The sequence below is a fragment of the uncultured Sphingobacterium sp. genome (assembly GCF_964277905.1).
Taxonomy (GTDB): Bacteria; Bacteroidota; Bacteroidia; order Sphingobacteriales; family Sphingobacteriaceae; genus Sphingobacterium; species Sphingobacterium siyangense.
The window spans coordinates 125,358-146,456 of the sequence record NZ_CAXYKD010000024.1; the positions used below are offsets into that span (position 1 = coordinate 125,358).

The following is a 21,099-nucleotide window of genomic DNA, read 5'->3' on the forward strand; positions in this document are numbered from 1 at the left end:
ATTGACATGAGGCCATCTTTGTAAGAAGAAAGGTCATTAACGGTCGAATAGTTTTATAAATAAAAAGTCTGCCCACTATTTACTATAACAGGCAGACTTTCTATTTGCAATACACTTACTGATCCAAGGATGTAAAAATCGAATTCTGGGAACGGAATTCAGGTACAATGTCTTTAACAATTTGCACTAAATTCATTTTATCAGCATTTGGGTCGGCGGTTTGCGCAAATGCACATAATTGTTCGATTCTCGTTTTTTGCAATGCTATATCTGGGGTATTGACCTTTGCAATCATTATCTTTTCATGATAAGTCTTTTCAGTATTTTCCCCATTTGCCAAAAGCTCTTCGAAAATCTTTTCTCCGGGACGAAGCCCGACGATCTTAATATCGATATCTTCTGGATAATTGTAGCCTCTTAAGCGGATCATTTGCTTTGCAAGATCCATAATCTTAACGGGTTCGCCCATATCAAATACAAATATCTCACCGCCTTTGCCCATAACAGCAGCCTCTTGCACAAGTTGGCAAGCCTCCGGTATGGTCATAAAATATCGGGTAATATTTGGATCAGTGATTGTCAGCGGCCCACCTTTTAGCATTTGTTTTTCAAATAATGGAATTACAGAACCATTTGAGCCCAATACATTCCCAAAACGCGTGACGATAAAATTGGTTCTGGAATTTATATTCACCGTGGATATAGCAATCTCTGCGACACGTTTAGTGGCCCCCATGACATTCGTCGGATTGACAGCCTTATCAGTAGAAACCATGACAAATTTGGATACACCATACTTATCAGCCAACTGCGCCGCATTATAGGAACCCCACACGTTTGTTAAAATAGATTCATAGGGGTTTGCTTCCATCAAAGGTACATGTTTATAAGCGGCCGCATGAAATACATATGTCGGTCTATAAACCTGAAACAAGGCATCCATAAATAGTGCGTCCCGGACATTGCCGACCATAAATACGCTACGCACAAAGTTTGTTGCAGCGCTTAATTCCTGTTGAATATCATATAGAGCAGATTCCGCTTGATCTATTACAATAAGCTGTTTAAGATCCGTATGGATGAGCTGACGAACCAGCTCACTTCCAATAGACCCTGCCCCCCCGGTTACCAATACGATCTGCCCCTTCATTTCAGCGGCAATAGTAGGATTTTCCAGATTGATCGCTTTGCGTCCCAGCAGATCCTCTATGCGTAAACTGCGTATTTGTCTTGTTGCCACCTCGCCAGCCATTAAACGTGCTGTATCTGGGATAATTTTAACAATTAATGGGATCGGTTCAGCTAATTTAAAAATCTTACCTAATCGTTCAGGGGCCCTATTATCGACAGCCACGATAAGCTCAGCTGCATTTCCATGCCTATCGACAAATTCTCTATTTAGTTTATTAATATCGTGAATTCTAAAACCCTGGATACGGTTGCCAATCCGGTGCGGGTTATCGTCCATAATAGCTGCAATGCGGTATTTATTACGCGATGTTGTATGAATAAAATGAAAGGTGGTATTCCCCATATTTCCAGCACCGAAAAGAATAATAGGAATTCGGTTGTCTTTATTGCCCCACATTAGTTCGTGATATAGGGCCCGATAAAGTACACGACTAAAGGTCATTCCAAAACCGGTTATTAATGCGTGGAAAAGTAATTGAGTATCGGAAAAAGGAAAAGCTGCATGCAAGAACGAAGGTTGTGTCCACTCTAATATCTTACATACAATTACTGATGAAAAATAGGCCATCCCAATCGCAAATACCATACGTTGCAGTTCCCGAATGCCAGTTTTGTGTACAACTCCTTTGAATGTACCAAAAATAAAAAAACAGGTCAGATAGATCACAGCGACTAATGTTAACTGTATGCGCATTGCGCCAAGCTCTACCCCGCCCCTATGCTTAAAAATGAGTATGTAGCTAATCAAAAATGCTACTGCAACAATAATCATGTCCAATAACAGGATCACCCAACGTGGTTTGTTGATAGACAAACCCTCTCTCCATAAATTACTCATTTAATATCTATTAAGTTTCCCTTCGGTAGTTTAAGTTGTTGCAAAAATACTAAAATAATAGCTATGTCTATCCCAAAAGCTTTGCTATTCTTTGAAGAAAGTCATCTTTTGATTTTTTTAGTTTCACTATTTTAAAGAAACTAAATGGTCAAGCATAATATAAATTATTATATTTGATCAATGTGTATTTCAAAAACTAAATGGACAATCAATTAAAGGATGTTTTTTTTCAGTTGCTGCGTATTGGCCTTTGGGGTGATGGTCGGCTATTACTTAAATCGCCACTGTCTTTAGAAAATTGGCATAACATTCGAAAATACTCCATTATCCATACTGTTGAAGGCATTATCTATGATAGCTTTGAATTTCTTGACGAAAATCAATTACCGCCGCAGTCTTTGCGTTTAAAATGGGCTGTTCGTGTTGATCAGATTGAGCGCCATAATGCAAAGATGAATGCCGTAATTGTCGAGCGGTTTTCAACCTTTACACAAAATGGTATAAAGCCAATTTTACAAAAGGGGCAAGGAGTAGCTTCTTACTATCGAATTCCAAATCATCGTACTAGTGGGGATATTGATTGGTGTTTTGAAAAGAATGGATATGCTAAAGCGAGGAATTTCCTGAAGGAAAAACATATAAATTTTAAAGATACCCCAGATTTTAGCTTAGACTATAACTGGGACAGCATTCATATCGAGCATCACAAGCGGACATTTGATTTTCGTAATCCATTAAAGAAAAGCTACTTAAATAGACTCTTAGAAGAATATAAGGAAAGGCAAGAAGCACTATTGATTAACGACGTTCCGATTCGCTTATTAGCCTATGAACTTCAACTGTTACAAGTCAATATCCACATCCTAAAACATTTAATTACTTACGGTATAAGTTTGCGTCAATTTTGTGATTCTGCACGTTTGTATTATACGGTGATCTCCCAAATCGACACTCACGCGCTACAAGAAATTTATAAGAAGACTGGTTTGCTGAAATGGATACATTTACTTCATAAGTTATTAGTTGATTATATTGGTCTTCCAGAATCAGCCATTCCATTTCCTTATCCTAAGGATACCGAAGTAGATTGGATGCTTGACGAAGTATGGCATTCAGGAAATTTTGGGTTCAATGATGAAAGATTTGAGAAAGGTAAAAGATCAAAATTTTTCCACCGTCCAGATTCTGGGAGACGTTTATGGCAAAATTTTAGGCGTTATGTCAAATATGCGCCTCAAGAAGCAATTGCGTTCCCAATCATTCAGACTTACTCAAAGTTTCTAGGGAAAGATAGAGACTAAAAAAGCATATCACCAAAAAGCGAAGGAGACATACTTTTTTTAACATTTAAGAACTTATAAAGCAAATCGCAATATCAAGCAGAAAAATAGGCCAGTGGTAAAAAATAGTGGTGTTTCTCCTATTAAGATGGAGAGACACCACTTCAATTTTATAGTTTCTCTAACGCTCTCTTTTCTTCAGATTTACTTCCTTCCAATTCCTCTGCCTTCACACCTTTAGGATTGCTCCACAATTTCTTCTTATAGGTGTCTAGCTTTTCTTCGACCTTCCTTCCATCAAGCTGCTGACCTCCATTTTCTGTATTTTTGAGGTTCTGTAACATTCCAGGTGACGATTCGCGGACGATATTACTTGCAAATTTATTCTGAACAAAGAAGTCGTCCATCGTCATATCATAAAGACTTTTATCAGGATCAGAAATATCCACTTGTATCAAACTATAACGTAGTTGAGGGAAATACAACCAGAATGCTGGTGTAGCACCAACTGATTCTGCTAGCTCTGCCGAAGTAGTGATGTTCATCAGAGGCGCTACTCCAATAATACGCGTTTCCAGTCGACTGCGTTGCTTATCAAAAAATATATCTTCCTTAATTCTAAATTTGGTAACACGAGCCGGATCAAACTCATTCAGCGCCATTTTGGAATCAACCTGATTTCCTTCGCCGTCGAATATCGGCACGAGCACGCTATCTGCAAATCTCGCCATTCCTTCCTGTGCACTTAACCGACCTTTGAAGGAGTCATCATCTGGGCTATACAGCGAAAGCTTTCCCTTTTCGATTGCTTTCATAATTACTTCGATCAATGAATTACCCGGAATGGCCAACACATTATTTTTTTCATCTTTCAGATCGATATCTCGCCATACGCGTTTATAAAAACGGATATTTTTTTTGTTTACTTCTGGGTAAGCAAATGGAACCGCGTCTTCCATATTATTCGTTTGATAGAACCCATCAGTCAACGGTATTGTATCTTGAATAACTTCACCGGCCGCAATATGAGTTGAAGCAACACTGTTTAAAACATTTTGATTATTCAATACTGTATCTTTTTTGGTCACTTTCTGAGCAGACAACGACCCAAATCCACAAGTCAGCGCTGCAATCAATACTATTTTTGTTTTCATCGTTATCGATTTTTGGGTTATACAACAGCGTTTTAGTATTTACGCGTTTTACTTTGTACAGTTGGCATTTCAAAAGCCGACATGACACAGCGGAAACCAATATAAGAATGTGGCTCATAATCTACAGAGTAGTTACGAGTTTCACTATTTAACTGCTCTCCATTATCTTTCCAAGATCCTCCACGCACTACTTTACGTTTCAAGGCATCACCATCTTTTGGATCCGCATCGTAGAGTAGAGCCGGATTTAAGTCATTAACAAAAACAACAGCGGAAGGACTGTACGCATCTAGTGTCCACTCAGAGACATTACCTGCCATATTATAGACACCAAAAGCATTAGGCATATAAGACTTAACAGGTAATGTAAAAGTCGCCCCGTCCCTTGAATATGTCCCTTCTCCTTGCTTAAAGTTTACGGCTAATTTCTTTTTCCCTTCTATACCGTCAATAGTCATTCGAGCCCCCACTATTGTGTCTTGAGGATCTATCTTACCAGAAGCCGCGTATTGCCACTGTGCCTCTGTAGGAAGGCTCAAACTCAATTGATAACCATTTAGATACGAATTTTTAAGTACAGTTGCAGCCATTTCGTTTGCACGCCAGTCTGTAAAGGCACGAGCTTGTCTCCAAGTGACCCCTACGACAGGATAATAGTCAAATGAAGGGTGCTCAAAATAATTTGCATCTAAAGAGGTAAGTTGTGCATTTGGAAAATCTTTTGTCCAAATATCTTCTACGGGCATAACCGTCACTGTATCCGTTACATATTTCTTTTTCACATTACCTTTAGACTGTAGGTAAGAGAACCTATACTTAATCACCTCTGGATTCAGCGCCCGTCTATTTCCTTGCATTTCGACCATAGGAGCAATGCGTTCTTGAACACTTGGATCATTACTTTTCCATATTGGCGATATTTTTTTGACTTTTGCCCAATTGATTCGTTTTTGACCAACTTGCTCTCCTGTTATCTCCAAGAAATACTGATCATCATTCAAATAATCGGTTACAGCAACAGAATCGGCAACCCAGTTGACAAATTCTCTATACTGTTTGTTTGTTACTTCGGCTTCATCGATAAAGAATGCGCTGACACTTACATTTTTACCCACATTTCCGCTATCTAGAGATCCTTTAAATAGTATAGTACCAGAGGGAATGTAAACCATCCCCGGAGGAGCTGGTAATTTGCCACCTCGGAAAGCATTAACATTAGGGGCCTTATAGATCGAGGAACTAGATTTACATGCACAGAAACCGACTAAAATTGCAATACATAAAATAGTATACCTAGCAAGTTTGGAGTGATTATTTTGGATTTTCATTATTTTTTGTCTTATATAAGAATATTTTCCACGCTATTATTTATTAAAAAGAGCATATTTTATACCTAAGGATAAAACCCCATATTGATCATTTTTGCCATTTATTATTCCATCCAAATTATCATTTGTAGTTAAAGTATGTTGATAATTTAGATTAATCGCCCATTTAGGCCCATATAATGTTCTACCGAAAGGAACATCCAGGCCTACATTTAATGGTACTACAAAATGATAACCATACCTATCTTTCGCAACTCCACCGCCTTTATTATGGATTGCATTTGCATAGTAGCTAGATATATCTCTAGAAATTCGATTTTTAATAATTCCAGCACCTGCACCTAAATATATATTTGAGAAAATGGTTGAAAATATGTCCGAAGTTAAGGTTTTGTAACTATAATTATTGGGATCGTTCAGCAACTGTCCAAGGCGGACTTTACCATTTACATTTCCAGCATAGTAATTGTTACTAAACTCACTATCGTACTCATTTCCGCTAAGTTTTCCTTTCTCTGCTCGTATTCCTACAGATATAAAAGGTGTAAAAAGGTAATCTGCCTCAATATAGGCCGCTGGATGCGCTTTAGTTTTGGATAAGTCAGTAAAATTAAAAGTAGCACCAGCACCAGCACCCACACTTAAAGGTCTTGAAAACTGAGCAAAACCTGTATGTACTCCAAGAATAGTGATTAATAATATTAAAATTAGTTTAGCCCTCATCGGTAGATTATTTAATTCGAATTAACTCTTCAATAATTGTTCCATTATAAAATAAAACATTGGAATTTTAAAAAAATCCTATTTTTTATTTGCTTGTTTGTCTGTCATTCTCGATCGTATATAATTTAATCTCTAGATTTACAAAATAATCCAGAGACCAGGTATAATCATCGAAAGAGGCATGGGAAAGTGGATAATCTGCAAACACCATAAGCTCACTATCGGGATCCGTAGCTTGAAAAGCTGTAGCATATCCCGCAGGAACATATAAAATTTGTATTTCATCATTGGCAAGAATTTGCTGTTGAATTGGCAAATGTTTATCTGGCTCTTCCCACTCATTGATTTTAATCAAGTGAAAAACAAAGCTTCCTTTTAGGATATAGAACCAGCGTTGTTCTATACGATGTCCACGCCATCCTCGGATCAAATCTACATCAGCGTTTTTTATGATATAAAATCTTTTCACCTCAGTCATGTCGAATGTATTGAAAAAGCGAATTTCGCCTCGGTGATCCTTTGCTACTCCACCTTTAATTCTATCAAAATCCATCATTTCAAACTTAAATATTTATTAATAATATATCTTTTTAAAAGTAGATATGCTATACTTAAAATCACAATTATTGCAATCGCAAATATCCATTGCACCGCAATGTTGAAATTTGTTAGGTAAATTACCAATATTCCAATAAACAATTGGATAAGACCGTATGAAAATGAGATTATCAATTTATCATACCCCGCCTCATTACCTAAAAACTGATAAAGATGCGATCTATGAGCATCAAAAATATTCTCTTTCAGATACAATCTTCTAAGTATTGTCCATACTGTATCAATTCCATATACAACCAAGAATAAGATGTAAATAAAATTCTGTGTTTTAAATATCAACAATCCTATTACAAAAAGCAAAATAAAAGCAATTGCGACAGATCCAACGTCGCCAGCAAAGCATTTTGCTCTAGTACGAAAATTAAAAAATGCAAAAACTAACAAACTCAATACCGTAAAAATAAGTAAATCGTTATCTACAAAGTTTAAATCTCTATTGACCATGATCAGTAGTGTACTCACAGCCAAACTGTAACAAACAGTGATACCATTTATCCCATCCATAAAATTATAGGCATTGATTACTCCTACAACTACGATAAACATTATTAATAAAAAATACCATGGCATGGAAAATAGCTCTAATTGAACAGCCATCAAAACTACAGAGACAAAGTGTATACAAAGACGAATTCTATTTGACAATGTATATATGTCATCCATAAAAGACACTACGGTCATTAATGTTAAACCAATGAAGAACCATGGATATTGAAACCCCGATAAAACAAAGTAGATCAATACCCCAAGATAAAAGATAATTCCTCCTCCTCTGAGTGTTATATTCGTGTGAGATGATCGTTCATTAGGTTTATCAATAATATTAAAATGATCAGCTATTCTAAAATACAATATTTCTAACAAGAACAAAATCACTAAAACTAAAATATAAGTCATCATAAAAAATCAAAAATTCAACAAAAAATGCATGCATACAAAAATAGGCGCATTTACATGTGCCTATTTTTGTATTTGACAGTTATTAACGTTTAAACCTGGATGTTATACCTTGCATAAGTTTCTGTAGGATGCTTTTTTTCTTCCCGGTGTCACCATAGCCATAGCCATAACCATAACCATAGCCATAGCCCCTGGCAAAATCAACGTCATTAATTACAGCTGCCATATTCTTAAGTTTCCCATCAACATAAAGTTCCCGAGGTACTTGAAGTAAACGCTTATCTAAATAATCAACCCTAGTTACATATAGCGTAAGATCCGCATTATGAGCAATCAAAAGCGTATCTGTCACCAAACTCACTGGAGCAGTATCAACAAGCACATAATCATAATGTTCTCGGGCATACTTAATTACATCATCAAAATGTCCATTTAATAACAACTCAGCTGGGTTGGGAGCAATATAACCGGAGTAAACAATGTCAAAGTCATAATTTCCTGGCTTCTTAATAATAATTCCATCAACATCCATTTCAGGGTTAATTAAAAACTGCGTTATACCAATATTTGTATGCTGCAAATGAGAGAGCCCAAGATAATCAAGTACTTTCGGACTGCGGATATCAGCTCCAATGAGCAACACCCTTTGACTCGACATTGAAAGAATTTGCGCTAAATTTGTTGCCACGAAAGATTTACCTTCACCAGAAATTGTTGAAGTTACAAAAATCACCTTTTCCTTCTCATCCTTTCTAGGACCAAACATGAATGCCATATTTGTCCGTAAAATCCTAAAAGCTTCCGCTAACGAAGATCGGTCATTCAAGTGAATAACAGTATCCTCTGCAGATGGGATCTCTCCAAGAATTGGGGCTTTTACAATTTCCTCAATATCTTTTCTGGAATGTACTTTATTATCGAGCAAAAATTTGATATATAAAATAACTATTGGCAAAACAAGGCCGATTAGCAAGGCCGAAATATAAATGATATTACGTACCGGAGAAACTGGAGTATTGGGCCCGTATGCTGCATCAATTACTTTAAGATTATCTGGTGTTGCGGCAGCTTTTACTTCAGACTCCTCTCTCTTTTGTAACAATAAGAGATATAAAGACTCGACAATCTGTTGCTGACGGGATATCTGCTTAAAACTCTGCTCCTGCCCCGGAATATTTTGAATCCGACCTTTTATCTCATTTGATTTACGTTCAATAGATCTCAAGGCCAATTGTGTAACCCGACTATAATTGTCCAACGCCTGACGAATATTTTGTATGCTCTCTGCTATATTCTGATTGAGAGCAATGACTGCCGGATTGAGCTCAGAAGCTGATTTCAATAAATCATCTCGTTCAAGGACTAATTTGTTATGTGCCGCAATCGAATTTCCTATTGTTAAGTCCTCTAAACCAATATTAGATGGGACCAAGCCTTTTCCATCTTGCTTTTTGAGGAAATCGCGCATATAATCCACCAATTGTAATTGTGTATGATATTTCAAAACATCCTTATCACTCTCTGATGCAGTGTTTAAAAATACCCCCGCCTCAGCAGACATATCCACGAGTGAATTTGACGACTTGAAATCAGCCATATCTTTATCCGTGCCTGATAAATCTTTCGAGATTAACAACAAACGACGATTGATAAAATCCGATGTTGCACGTGTGTTGCGCATTTTATCATTCGTCGCATCTTCATTGTATGTTTCAATTAAACTATTGATAATTAAAATAGCTTTTTCTTGCAAGGGAGAAACCATACTTAAATTCACGACATAGGACTGCGCCTCTTTATTAGGTGCTACGACCAAGGTCGACAATAGAGAATTGATCACCAAATCTTTAGGCGAAACTCTAATCAGAAAGCTATCTTTTGTTTTTCCTTTGAAAGCTTCATTTTTACGAATGACAAATACCTTTTTGCCGATATTAAATTGTGCTCCGAAAGCAACCTCTTTATGTAATCCAGACTTTTCATTAGATACCTCGACCTTGTTTCCTTCATGTACATTCACAACAAATGAAGTAAAAGTGCTATCCTGTGCACCTATAGTTTGGATGTAAAAAGGAGCATCCTGAGCAAGAATTTCAGAACTTTTAAAACTCCCTTTTAAGAAGTAACTAACATTTAAGTTATTTTTTTCGATAACTTTTCGCATCAGTCTACGCGATCTCAAGATATCCATTTGATCTGAAACAAAAACAGATCCTCGAGATCCTGTCATACCTAAAGCTCCTGAAAGCTCAGCAATACCTGAAAGCTCCCCTGTACCAGACCGCTCATCTTTTAATAAAATCTTGGCTGTCGTAGAATACGTCCTTTGGGCGTATCTTAAATAAAAAAAAGCAAAGGAAAGCGCAATGATGATAGAAAGTACAAACCACTTCCAATAATAAGCATACTGTTCAAATACTTGTCTGATATTAAAGTCCTCTTCTTGACTATCTGATTGAGGTGTATAATTCTGATCCATGATCGCTTAACGTGTTACTAATGAAATAATTGTAATTAACAAACCTGCAATTGATATCGCAATGCTTGCATTTGAGCCTAGCTTGGAATTATTAATTTGTGTTTTATTAGGCTCTACATATAACACATCATTTTGAGCCATATAATAATAAGGCGAGTTAAGTGTTTCTTGCTTGGTAAGGTCTAACCTGTGTATGGTTTTTTGACCATTTATTTCCCTAACCAATAAGACATTTGACCGAACACCTCTTATCGTCATATCTCCAGCCATTCCCAAAGCTTCCAAAACGGACAAACGTTCAGTCGGAATAATAAACGACCCTGGTTTAGCAACCTCTCCTAACACAGAAACCCTAAAATTATTAAAATTGATATTTACGGAAGGATTATTAATGTAGGCTTCCAATTCTTTTCGAATATAGGCGATAGCTTCTAAACGCGTCATTCCAGCTAACTTGATCTTCCCCAACATAGGCAAAATAACGTACCCTTCACTATCCACAGTATAGGTAGGGCGCAAGGCTAAATCAACGTTTTGCCCAGGTGAACCCGCAGCATTAACACTAATAGATGTAAAAGGAGCAACAACTTTAGGGTCTGGTGCTGAAACCACGATTGTCAAGATATCATTGGGTTGAATCTTTGGCACAAATTGTTCATATATTGTATTCACATTCGACGAATCGGGCTGTAAATAAACCATTTCCTTACGCGAACCGCAAGAATTTAACATCATAAGAACAATTAATGCTCCTAAGACCGCAAAATTAGACTTCAAAAATAAATGCATATCCTTTTTAAATTGGAAATAAAATCAATACCATGTATTGATGTAAACAAAAATATATTTTTTTTTTTAGATTAGATTATTCGCTGTAGATTACTTAAAAAAATTTGCTTGTCATTAGCAAATTACGTGCCTTAATTATAATGTAATTAAATTAGTTTTTATTTCTTCTAAATGATTCTATTGTTTTTATCATTCCCTCTTTTGCCGTAATAGGAAGCCTTTCTATCTTAAGTTGTTCCTTAATTTTATTATTAGCCACCAGTAACGTACCCGTCATTTTTTTTAATCTTTTCGAATTCAAGGGAAAGGGAATAAAATCTCCAATTTTTGCCATAAATATGACTAAACCTTTGGGAATTCCTAGATCGAATCCTTTCTTATTTGTGACCTCCTTTATAAATTTGATTAAATCAGAGGTAGAAAGTGGTTCGTCATCAGAGATATGAAAAATTCCATTTGGGATGCTGTCAAATTTTTGAATAATCTGGTCAATAAAGAAACAAAAATTTTCTATACCTATAAATGACCTGGCATTATTAAATTTTATCAAAGGATAAGGAAGTCCCTTTTCAACGAATTTAAACAATAACGTCAGGTTCCCCTTATCACCAGGACCATGTACCATTGGGGGACGCAAAATAATCAACCGTTTATCTTTTGGAATTTCCTGAGCCAACAACCATTCCTCCGCTGCACGTTTGGACTTTCCATACCAAGAACTCGGATTACATTTGGCATCTTCTGTCAGTGGTTCCTTCGATTCAAACTCCTCTAATGCAGCCAAAGAACTAACATGGATAAACAATCGTGCAGAAGAATCCTTAAATACCTGAAAAGACTTCATTGCCAGCTCTAGATTGGCATGATAAAAATCAGCTTCTGTAGCTTTTTTCTCATGATCATGTGCTTTGCCCACGAGATTAATAAACACATCACCAAATAAAGCTTCCTTTTCCCAATCTGCGTCACGTAATGAAATTTGTTTTATCAAATAGTCTTTACTCAAATAAATAGAGAGGTTTTTTCCTATAAAACCTCTTGCCCCCAATAATAGAACTTTCATAGCTAGAGGTTTTCCAAGGCTTTCAAATATTTTTCAGCTAAAAGATCTCTATTAAACTCTGTCAATGATAGTCTTTTTGCATTATAAGCCAATTTATCCCGAAAGGTTTTATCATCAGCTATTTTATTGACTGCATTCGCGAATTCTTTCGGATCATTAGGCTGAACATTAATTCCACATTCGGTTTCATTAACAAGTTCCCTGATCCAACCTTTGGTAGATTGAATGATTGGAACACCGGCCGCGAATGAATCAAACATTTTATTAGGTGAAGAAGTATGTAAAACAGTCAAGTCCCTAAAGGTAACAAAGGTCGCTTCGACTACACCAAACCATTTTATAACTTCTAACTTAGGCATAATTCCCAAAAATTGCACATTGCTCAACTGTTCGTCGCTTACTAAGCTTTGCAAATGCTTTTTTTCTGCTCCATCACCAATAATTAAAAGTAAGATATCTGGATTTGATACCAACTTCATTCCATGAATAACCTGTTCGACCTCATCCATTATTCCAAGTGATCCTGCGTACATGAAGAGTTTTTTTCCTTCAAATTGTTCAAAGTTTGTAGGCAGGCTTTCAATTTTACTAAAGAGCTCTACATCTGAAGCATTAGGAATTACAAGAGTTTTAGTAGATGGACTTTTCTGAAGAACTCCTTCTTCCATTCCCTTGCTACAAGGAACTACTAATGATGAGTTTTTATAACATATCTTCTCAAACCAAAGCGCAATGCCTTTCATAAGTCCATTTTTCAACTTTCCCAGCTCAATTGCTCCCGCTGGCCAAAGATCCCTTACCTCAAAAACCATAGGCTTTCTTCTAAACCACTTTGACAATAAAGCGGGCAAACCTACAGTTATGGGGCCAGAGCTCGCTATAACAATGTCACATTTTTCCGATAATGCGAAATAACATGATATAGTAGAAAAGATTGCCGCTTTATATATCCGCTTTAAAGTCGCATCCCTATTTGAATCTGCAGAATTGATGACAATCAAATTGATTCCATCAATTTTTTGCCTTTCAACAAATTTGGTCGCTCGAATATCCGACTTTTCATAAGGAGAGGTGACAACCGTAACTTTATGTCCATCTTGGACCCACCTTCGAGTCAGTTCATAAATGCGTGTACTCCATTTCCCCTTTGGAGTACCAAAATATTGATAGAAAATTAAAATATTCATAGGTATTTATTAATCAATTGTTGTAATAAAATCCTTTAATTTGCCATCCATTTCATGCAATTTTTGGCCGAATTTCATTTCAAACTCAACATCATCGGCAAAATACTTTTTCAGTTCAACGTTTATATCCTCGAAATATTCGGGACTATTTTGTTCTATTTTGAGTATTGACTTTCCCTTTTCATGCTGCACTGCTTGATAATTAAGTGTTACATTTTTATTTAATGCAAGATTTTTAAAAACATAATATAAGGTTAGACTCGGGTAGCTATTCTCTTTTCCAATAATATTTTTCCCTACTCTACCCAGAACATCCAATATTACTGGGTGCTTTCGTCCGCACGCACATTTAAAATTAGGATCTGCCAAAGTCACTTTATCACCTAATCGATATCTCAAAATAGGAAATGATTTAGAGATGAGATTAGTCACTATAATTTCGCCGTCAATAACTTCTACTATAACATTTTCACTATTTATATGCATCGATCCATGTGGACATTCAAAGGCAATAATTCCAGCTTCTGCTGCGCCATATTCACTGACTATTTTAGACCCAAAAGCTTTGATTGTCTCTTCCTGATAATTATCATAGATTTTCTCTGAAGTTCCCTTAATAAGTTTTAATTTCTTGGGTTTTTCAAGTGTCGGAAACTTGTTAATACGTTTAGCTACTTCATATATCATTGACGAGTAACCTTCCAAATAGTCGGCATTTAGTAATTTTTTTGTAAAGGAGACGATTTCCTCTTCTTTATAAGAAAATATACGAAATCTATTTTGCAAACGATCAAGAAGATTGATTTTTCTTTTATCTTTTTCTGCTAAGTTATACCCCCAAAAATAACCATTTTTTTCCCAAGGTTTTACACCAAACCAACTATACCCTCTATATATCGCGGCTCTATTCATCGAATCCCATTCTTCATTTTTAATGAATTTAAGTGGTTGTCCGGATGTCCCAGATGTTTCCGAGAGAAAAACTTTGTCAAATTTGAAAGTACTATTGATTTCGTCGGCATGTGTCCTTAATTCGACTTTTTCTAAGATAGGTAGTTTTCCTAAATCATCTAATGAGCGAATATCATCTCTTGTAATTCCCAATTCCTTAAACTTTCTTTTATAATACGGAGAATATCCAAAGGTAAAATCTAAGAGTTCAGCGAACTTTTTCTCCTGAATTTGTTTAATTTCCGCTACAGAGGCCTTATCTGTCCTCAGTAACTCTTTAAAGGATATCTCCAAATTGGGGTTTCTATACCACGAACCAACCTTAAATATTAACTTATTTAACATACATCTGTTTATTCTTATTTATAACTCCTTACGAAAGTCTGATTCACTTCTGAGTAACGTACCAATTGAAAATAAAATATAGTTATTTCAATCATTGAAGATATCAAGCCATTTTGAGATAATCAATTTTTCTTCAAATTCCTTTGACCTTTTTCTAGCCGCAGATCTTAACTGTTCAGAAACGTTTGGATTACGAAAAAGGCGTATTGTATAATTAGCAAATAACTCGGGATCATTATTTTTAACTAAAAGTGCATTAACCTCATGCTTCCAAAGATAAGGTATCTCTCCAACGGTATTTGTAATTATTGATGTTCCACAAGACGCAGCTTCAAGAATACAATTTCCAAAACTTTCATAAGCAGTTGTATTAAAAAATACTTGATGACTATTATAATATTTTTTAAGGTCATAATTGGCTATAGGGCCTAATATATCAACAGAATCTGTTAAATGATATTTGTTAATCAAATCTATAATAGAAGCTAACTTTCCCTTGTCAGGACCAACCATCGTTAGAGTAGCATTTGGAAATTCCTTTTTGATCATTTTAAGAGCCTCTATAGCAACCTGAGGACAATATATAGAATCAAATGCTCTAACCCATAAAATTTTATTATTAAGAACCTGATCTTCCCGGAATGGGAATTTATCAGTCTTTATACTATTAGGAAGATAAGCAATATTGAGCCCTAAATCTTCAAAAAAGTTAGCTAAATACAAACTAGGGGTAGTGATTAAACTAGCTCTTTCGAATACTTTGATTATTCGCTCTCTATTATCTCTAGAAAACTCGGGGAGTTTCCCTCCCCTTAATGTTAAGATAATATGTTTAGATCTGTATTGCGCAAGAAACGATGCAATTTCAGCAATTTTAAACGCGGGCCCACTAAATACATCGATGTGAATTTTTTTATAACGACTAAATAATGTCACAACAACGATTTCAAAAAATCTCAAAAATTTATTTTTCTTCTTCGAACTTAGTCGGACACACAATCCATTCGAAATTAAAGTTTTGGATAATTTTTCGGAGATACCATGAGTTCCCTGTGTTTTAGACAAAAAACTTCCTATAAATAATATTTTATTCATGAATGAATACTTTTAATAATTTTTCCAGGTACACCACCATAAATAGACAACGAGGGAATCTGTCCTTTTGTAACCGAATTCGCCGCAATTAATGTTCCTGTGCCTATTTCAGTACCTGCTGTGATAGTACAATTTGCAGCGACCCAGCAGCCCTTTTGGATGCTAATAGGTCTAGCGATAGATTTTCCATATCTATAAGAATTGTCCATATAAGTATGATTTGAACTTGTTATTACTGATTTAGGGCCAAAGATAACTTCATCACCTATCTGTATTTTTTCTTTACATGAAAACCAATTCCCCTCAGCAATGTATACGTTTTTACCAATATGCATATTACTACTATTATAAAATGTAAGATTACGTCCCAGTCTCAAATCTTTCCCACAACTTCCAAAGAAAGGAGCAGCAAGAAAACCTCTCAAACGTAGAAAAATCACATTATCAGGCAGCCAGTTACATAATAATAGAACAAAGTGCAAAGGTATATCGTACCTTATCGATCTAAAGTAATTATTCATAGAAACTTTCAATTTTTGACACAATCATTTTGGTTTGTTTTGGGAGAGAACATTCTTTCGCTAATTGATAACCAGTTTTAATAAGTCGACTCCTTAGTTCAGAGGAGTTAATAAGCAGATTAATTGCCTCAAATATACTATTGACATTTTTAGGTTCAATCAATATAGCTGAGGACTTGTCCTCCAAATATTCGGGAATAGCCCCCACTTTAGTTGCAATTACTGGTAAAGAATTAGCCATAGCTTCCCAAATTGTCCTAGGAAACCCCTCATGATAAGAAGGAATTACGTAAATATCAGATTTTCTATACATCGCATTTAACTCCTGACCAACCTTCTTTTTTCCATGAAAAGTTAATTTATCCTCAATTCCTCGAAATTTAGCAAGTTGCAAAAGTTGTTTCTCATAAGTCTTAGTCTCATTTGCTTCCCAGCCTACAATATTTAAATGAACATCCAACTTAAGATCAGCAAGAAGTTTTACAGCCTCAACCAGTTCGGTTAAACCTTTAGTAAATTCAATACGGCCGGTGTAAAGCAACTGAATTGTTTTTGTTAGTGGGCCTGGATCTTTTTGGAAGAAATCATCTTCGCGTAATGTTGTAGTTTTAATCAATTGTAAAGATTTCGCTTTGTCACTGTATTTGGAAAACAGTAGAGTAGAATTCACAAAAGTATCCACGTCTTTAATAACTCTTAACAATTTGCTGTCGACATACTTAAGATATCTATTTAATACTAAAGATTTTAAATTTATTGTCGTTAACTGATTAGCAGCCTCATCATAATCACCAACAACTAAAAAGAATATTTTAGTTGTTTTCACCAATTTGAAAAACGAAACTGCCAATGGAGAAGGGCATCTTACGAGTATAGCGTCACAATTGCCAATATCTTTCAAATGTTTTTTTAATATTGACTTCGGAAAAAAGGTGCGATGCCAGGCCGCAGTTTTAGGGCCTAAATTGATGAACCTGACATTGGTAGCCATTAATTGATAGTCAGCATCTCGAATTTCTTTGTCCGTTGCCTCATGCATTATCAAAATTAACTGTTCGACATTTTTTGCGAGTTCGTCCAAAAAAACACCAAGGTATCCGGGTAGAAATAGACATCCACCATTATCATAACATGGAATGTGGTAATAAAAACCTAGCTTCATTTTTTTTCCTTTTGTAAATAAGACCAGCAAATTCCTAGTACAAACCAAGGCAAAGCACCTATAAATGCCGAAATTGCATAAAAATGTATTGCCATACCTATAAGACTTACCAAAGCTAAATGATATAATGAAAGTTGCTCCTTAATGAATAATTTAAAAAATAAAAATAGTGGAGGAAGATAGATACAGAGGAAAATGACAAATCCAATGATCCCAAACTCCACTGCTACTTGTAGATAAGAATTATGTGCAGACGTTGATAAACTGAATCTTTGATAAGAAGATCCTTTTAATCTACTATAACTCGAAAATGAACTTAACTCTGCCCTATAATTTGTAAAATTATTTGGTCCTATTCCTATAAAAGGATATTTTTCTATAATTTCGAAACCTTTATCAATCATTAATTTACGAATTAGCCAAGATTTATCCTGTTCTAGATCACCATCACCTTCACTACGCAATAAAGCGGCAACACGGGGATTTACAGGTTCTAATTCTGTAGCTAATGTGTCTAAATAAATCTGAGAATTGGTATTTTGTAATACACTGAAAAGCATAAAAAATAGGATTGCCAAAACTTTACCCACACGTCGGAATGTTGGTTTAAGGACACTCAAAATTAGTACTACCTGAATCAAAATAATAATTGCTCCCGATCGACCATTAGTTAACAACATCGCCAAAACGAAGAAAAACAAAAAGAAGTATTGTTTCCAATTTTTCCACCTTTGGGCAATATATACAAAGGATAAGGGGATGCAACAAAGTAAATTAAAAACAAAAGTGTTTCTTCCCGGCCGAAATATTATAGAAATTACAGGATTATTTATCTTCAATGGAAATAAAAAATAAAAAAGTATAAACGCCATAGTCCCGATAAATATCCATTTACTCATTTGGATGAAGTCAATTTTTCTTCTAAAAATAATGAAGAAAGATGCCATTACTATCCAATAAACATATTGAATAAGTATTAATATAAATCCTAAATCCTGTTGTTCACCTATTACAGGAGAAAAAAGCGTTGATAATATTCCCAGTAATAAGAAACCGAAAAATAAATATTTTCCGTTAAAATATTTATTCCAAAAAGGCCCAATACTTATAACAATTGATAAAAAAATATAAAATGTAACAGAGTTACCTAATATTGACAAAAATGGAAACGCGATAAAAAAAGCAAATAAGTTGATCTTTTTTTGAACTTTATTTGAAAATGGCGTTGTGTTATTTAACATATTTTTCCTTCCCTTCTCCATGAAACTCACTATCTTTTATAGCTTGCTCCATCCAATATTGATTTATATCACTCATATTTTTTTGGTATTTATAGAAAATAGCTTTTATGACTCCCATAAGATACCCTTTTAAAGAACTTAGGCGACTCTTAGATGGCCTAATTAGAAAATTAATTGAAAGACCTAGAATACGCCAAAAGGAATAGTTTACAAATGATAATCTTGATCGAAACATAGACATATTATTCAAGCGATAATATTCGCGATTTAGGAATAACCTAGAAAATGCTACAACTAAATTAAATTGATAAAAATTCTGCGTATAGACAGAATTACCCTGATCATTATGCCAAAATAATTGCGTGGGAAACATAATTATTGGAGCAATTTTACTAATGCTATAGCTCAATATACCATCCTCACCTTTACCCATCCTATTTTCATAGAGTGAAAATAACTCCAGGTTGACATTTTTATATAAAAACTTCCTACTCGCAAGAAAAGCTCCTCCGCTTACATGATCCGTTTGAGATTCTTTATTCGGAAGAGCGCCCTTTACTCCATTCTTATAATAAGTACCCATTGGAAGAATGGGATAACCTGAAATCTTCCTGAATAATTTATTTAAACTTGAAGATGATTTGTTGGAAGAAATTGATTGTAAATTATTTTTCAAAAAAGAGTTACGATGTAGATCTTCAAATTTCAATCCGATCATTCCTGTAGAATAACAATACTTTTCAATGATATTCCGAATCTCAATATCCCAACCTTCAATTGGTTCCATATCGTCGTCCAAGAATAATATCCAATCCAATTCTGCATTATGGACACCTAGAAATCTTTGATAGGGTTGATTTTTATGGGAAGATCGACAAATAATAATCTTGCTACCATCCGAAGCCAAATTAAAATCATTGTTGCCAGAATCAACAATGATAATTTTATTAACAATTTCGGATTGCAATGCATCCACCAACCATTCAACTTTTTTGGGACGATTATAGCTGGTTATTATTATATCGAAATTCATACGCGCGATTTTTCAAATGATGGATTAAATTTAAATAATTTCTTTCCCATAACCGAAAGCTTACAGAACTAACTGTCGATAAGATCTTTATAAAGTATATAATTTTTGTTGATAATAACTTCCGGTGAAAATCTTTCTAAGATGGTAATTCTACCATTTAACTTCAATGATTTCTTCTCTGAATCATTGAGCTTGGCAACGTCCTCTAGTGAACTCAGAATATCCAAATCATTTTGAAGAGACTTTCTTATACCGGTAAAACCATCCTTTATAATGTCTTCATCAATAATATCAGAAGTCAACGTAAGACATTCTTGGCTCATCGATTCAATCACACATAAATTAAATGCGTCTCTTCGGGAAGGGTAGATAGAAAAATCAGCTCCCCTTAAGTAAGCCTTTAACTGACAATTATCTAAAACACCAACGGTAATTACTTTTTCTGTTCTGATACTTTCCAACCGTTCAACATCTTTATCAGAGATCTTTCCAGCCAAAATAAGATAGTGTGAGTTATGTAAGGTAGATTTCACAAACGCTTTTACTAAATCAAAAGTTCCTTTATCTTCTTTGAGTGTTCCATGATGAAAAATATAAGGTTGTTCTCTAATTTCCTTTTCATGGCCAATTTCTACAAAATTTGATTGAAGAAAATTAGGTATAAACGTAACTTTTTCGCCATATTTACCACTAAACCAATCATTGAATTTTTTACTTATAGTTACAATTACATCAGCATTTCTATATATTTGAGTTTCATGCCGTAGCTTAAACATTTTCTGCAATCTTCCAATATATTTGCGGCTTTCATTATGAATCGCATACATCAGGCTCCCATGTGTCCTAACAACTAATTTTGCGCCATAATTAAACTTAAAAAAATAAAAATCTTCTGAACTTGATATCTCAACAATATCTATCGCCTTTTCGTGAGCTATCTTTTTTATAATGCGATTTTGCTGAAAAGCTTTATAGAACATATTTATTCTATTAATTTTTGATCGCTTTAAAGGATATTGTATAATTTCAAGATCTCCATCATACACATCCTTTCTCTTTTCAATATCGGTACGCATACAAAGAACATATACCTTAACTCCTGATATTTTCCCCAAAGCTGGTCCAATTGCTCTCACAAAAACGCCTAATCCTCCAAAAGGAAATGGAGGATATTCATTACATATAAATAATATTTTCATAG

Annotated in this window: 18 protein-coding genes; 1 reads left to right on the top strand and 17 read right to left on the bottom strand. The window is 35.0% G+C overall.

The features are described from left to right. Positions 1 to 115: 115 nt before the first annotated feature. A complete protein-coding gene (locus ACHWSC_RS10495; RefSeq protein ID WP_394676727.1) occupies positions 116 to 2,029 on the bottom strand; it encodes a polysaccharide biosynthesis protein in 1,914 nt (637 codons plus the stop codon). Positions 2,030 to 2,229: 200 nt separating this feature from the next. Between ACHWSC_RS10495 and ACHWSC_RS10500 the strand changes: the two genes are divergently transcribed. Beyond that, entirely contained in the window at positions 2,230 to 3,330 is a 1,101-nt protein-coding gene (locus tag ACHWSC_RS10500; protein ID WP_394676728.1) for a nucleotidyltransferase family protein, read from the top strand. A gap of 149 nt (positions 3,331 to 3,479) precedes the next feature. Here the strand turns inward: ACHWSC_RS10500 and gldN are convergent, their stop codons facing one another. From gldN to ACHWSC_RS10580, 16 genes are all read right to left on the bottom strand, one after another. Continuing rightward, positions 3,480 to 4,463 carry a gliding motility protein GldN gene (gldN, locus tag ACHWSC_RS10505; protein WP_394676729.1) on the bottom strand — a complete coding sequence of 328 codons (984 nt, stop codon included), beginning with the start codon at positions 4,461 to 4,463 and terminating at the stop codon, positions 3,480 to 3,482. 32 nt (positions 4,464 to 4,495) lie between these two features. Then, entirely contained in the window at positions 4,496 to 5,791 is a 1,296-nt protein-coding gene (locus tag ACHWSC_RS10510) for an SUMF1/EgtB/PvdO family nonheme iron enzyme (RefSeq protein ID WP_394676730.1), read from the bottom strand. Between the two features lie 36 nt (positions 5,792 to 5,827). Next, a complete protein-coding gene (locus ACHWSC_RS10515) occupies positions 5,828 to 6,514 on the bottom strand; it encodes an outer membrane beta-barrel protein (RefSeq protein WP_333889211.1) in 687 nt (228 codons plus the stop codon). 85 nt (positions 6,515 to 6,599) lie between these two features. Then, on the bottom strand, positions 6,600 to 7,070 hold the full coding sequence (locus tag ACHWSC_RS10520; RefSeq protein ID WP_394676731.1) for a WxcM-like domain-containing protein: 471 nt from the start codon (positions 7,068 to 7,070) through the stop codon (positions 6,600 to 6,602). Then, entirely contained in the window at positions 7,067 to 8,032 is a 966-nt protein-coding gene (locus tag ACHWSC_RS10525; protein WP_394676732.1) for a UDP-GlcNAc--UDP-phosphate GlcNAc-1-phosphate transferase, read from the bottom strand. The genes ACHWSC_RS10520 and ACHWSC_RS10525 overlap by 4 nt, the downstream gene beginning before the upstream one ends. Before the next feature lie 82 nt (positions 8,033 to 8,114). Continuing rightward, positions 8,115 to 10,511: a GumC family protein gene (locus tag ACHWSC_RS10530; protein WP_394676733.1), complete on the bottom strand. Its 2,397-nt coding sequence runs from the start codon at positions 10,509 to 10,511 to the stop codon at positions 8,115 to 8,117. A gap of 6 nt (positions 10,512 to 10,517) precedes the next feature. After that, positions 10,518 to 11,300, bottom strand: coding sequence for a polysaccharide biosynthesis/export family protein (locus tag ACHWSC_RS10535; protein ID WP_394676734.1), 783 nt, complete (start codon positions 11,298 to 11,300; stop codon positions 10,518 to 10,520). A gap of 151 nt (positions 11,301 to 11,451) precedes the next feature. Next, entirely contained in the window at positions 11,452 to 12,363 is a 912-nt protein-coding gene (locus tag ACHWSC_RS10540; RefSeq protein ID WP_394676735.1) for an NAD-dependent epimerase/dehydratase family protein, read from the bottom strand. 2 nt (positions 12,364 to 12,365) lie between these two features. Then, the gene (locus tag ACHWSC_RS10545) at positions 12,366 to 13,550 is read right to left on the bottom strand and encodes a glycosyltransferase family 4 protein (protein ID WP_394676736.1); all 1,185 of its coding nucleotides are present in this window, start codon (positions 13,548 to 13,550) and stop codon (positions 12,366 to 12,368) included. A 9-nt stretch (positions 13,551 to 13,559) separates the two neighbouring features. Continuing rightward, on the bottom strand, positions 13,560 to 14,846 hold the full coding sequence (locus ACHWSC_RS10550) for a phenylacetate--CoA ligase family protein (protein WP_394676737.1): 1,287 nt from the start codon (positions 14,844 to 14,846) through the stop codon (positions 13,560 to 13,562). 87 nt (positions 14,847 to 14,933) lie between these two features. Next, positions 14,934 to 15,941, bottom strand: coding sequence for a glycosyltransferase family 4 protein (locus ACHWSC_RS10555; protein ID WP_394676738.1), 1,008 nt, complete (start codon positions 15,939 to 15,941; stop codon positions 14,934 to 14,936). Further along, positions 15,938 to 16,462 carry an acyltransferase gene (locus tag ACHWSC_RS10560; protein WP_394676739.1) on the bottom strand — a complete coding sequence of 175 codons (525 nt, stop codon included), beginning with the start codon at positions 16,460 to 16,462 and terminating at the stop codon, positions 15,938 to 15,940. The genes ACHWSC_RS10555 and ACHWSC_RS10560 overlap by 4 nt, the downstream gene beginning before the upstream one ends. Then, entirely contained in the window at positions 16,455 to 17,624 is a 1,170-nt protein-coding gene (locus ACHWSC_RS10565) for a glycosyltransferase family 4 protein (protein WP_394676740.1), read from the bottom strand. Before ACHWSC_RS10565 ends, ACHWSC_RS10560 begins: the two co-directional genes overlap by 8 nt. Then, positions 17,621 to 18,865 carry an O-antigen ligase family protein gene (locus tag ACHWSC_RS10570; protein ID WP_394676741.1) on the bottom strand — a complete coding sequence of 415 codons (1,245 nt, stop codon included), beginning with the start codon at positions 18,863 to 18,865 and terminating at the stop codon, positions 17,621 to 17,623. Before ACHWSC_RS10570 ends, ACHWSC_RS10565 begins: the two co-directional genes overlap by 4 nt. After that, positions 18,855 to 19,898, bottom strand: a complete 1,044-nt coding sequence (locus ACHWSC_RS10575) for a glycosyltransferase family 2 protein (protein WP_394676742.1) — start codon at positions 19,896 to 19,898, stop codon at positions 18,855 to 18,857. The genes ACHWSC_RS10570 and ACHWSC_RS10575 overlap by 11 nt, the downstream gene beginning before the upstream one ends. A 68-nt stretch (positions 19,899 to 19,966) precedes the next feature. Next, positions 19,967 to 21,097 carry a glycosyltransferase family 4 protein gene (locus ACHWSC_RS10580; RefSeq protein WP_394676743.1) on the bottom strand — a complete coding sequence of 377 codons (1,131 nt, stop codon included), beginning with the start codon at positions 21,095 to 21,097 and terminating at the stop codon, positions 19,967 to 19,969. Positions 21,098 to 21,099: the final 2 nt, after the last annotated feature.

Bases quoted from the DNA above. Each gene is read 5' to 3' on its own strand.
- ACHWSC_RS10495 (WP_394676727.1), bottom strand. From the start codon at position 2,029: ATGAGTAATTTATGGAGAGAGGGTTTGTCTATCAACAAACCACGTTGG.
- ACHWSC_RS10500 (WP_394676728.1), top strand. From the start codon at position 2,230: ATGGACAATCAATTAAAGGATGTTTTTTTTCAGTTGCTGCGTATTGGC.
- gldN (WP_394676729.1), bottom strand. From the start codon at position 4,463: ATGAAAACAAAAATAGTATTGATTGCAGCGCTGACTTGTGGATTTGGG.
- ACHWSC_RS10510 (WP_394676730.1), bottom strand. From the start codon at position 5,791: ATGAAAATCCAAAATAATCACTCCAAACTTGCTAGGTATACTATTTTA.
- ACHWSC_RS10515 (WP_333889211.1), bottom strand. From the start codon at position 6,514: ATGAGGGCTAAACTAATTTTAATATTATTAATCACTATTCTTGGAGTA.
- ACHWSC_RS10520 (WP_394676731.1), bottom strand. From the start codon at position 7,070: ATGATGGATTTTGATAGAATTAAAGGTGGAGTAGCAAAGGATCACCGA.
- ACHWSC_RS10525 (WP_394676732.1), bottom strand. From the start codon at position 8,032: ATGATGACTTATATTTTAGTTTTAGTGATTTTGTTCTTGTTAGAAATA.
- ACHWSC_RS10530 (WP_394676733.1), bottom strand. From the start codon at position 10,511: ATGGATCAGAATTATACACCTCAATCAGATAGTCAAGAAGAGGACTTT.
- ACHWSC_RS10535 (WP_394676734.1), bottom strand. From the start codon at position 11,300: ATGCATTTATTTTTGAAGTCTAATTTTGCGGTCTTAGGAGCATTAATT.
- ACHWSC_RS10540 (WP_394676735.1), bottom strand. From the start codon at position 12,363: ATGAAAGTTCTATTATTGGGGGCAAGAGGTTTTATAGGAAAAAACCTC.
- ACHWSC_RS10545 (WP_394676736.1), bottom strand. From the start codon at position 13,550: ATGAATATTTTAATTTTCTATCAATATTTTGGTACTCCAAAGGGGAAA.
- ACHWSC_RS10550 (WP_394676737.1), bottom strand. From the start codon at position 14,846: ATGTTAAATAAGTTAATATTTAAGGTTGGTTCGTGGTATAGAAACCCC.
- ACHWSC_RS10555 (WP_394676738.1), bottom strand. From the start codon at position 15,941: ATGAATAAAATATTATTTATAGGAAGTTTTTTGTCTAAAACACAGGGA.
- ACHWSC_RS10560 (WP_394676739.1), bottom strand. From the start codon at position 16,462: ATGAATAATTACTTTAGATCGATAAGGTACGATATACCTTTGCACTTT.
- ACHWSC_RS10565 (WP_394676740.1), bottom strand. From the start codon at position 17,624: ATGAAGCTAGGTTTTTATTACCACATTCCATGTTATGATAATGGTGGA.
- ACHWSC_RS10570 (WP_394676741.1), bottom strand. From the start codon at position 18,865: ATGTTAAATAACACAACGCCATTTTCAAATAAAGTTCAAAAAAAGATC.
- ACHWSC_RS10575 (WP_394676742.1), bottom strand. From the start codon at position 19,898: ATGAATTTCGATATAATAATAACCAGCTATAATCGTCCCAAAAAAGTT.
- ACHWSC_RS10580 (WP_394676743.1), bottom strand. From the start codon at position 21,097: ATGAAAATATTATTTATATGTAATGAATATCCTCCATTTCCTTTTGGA.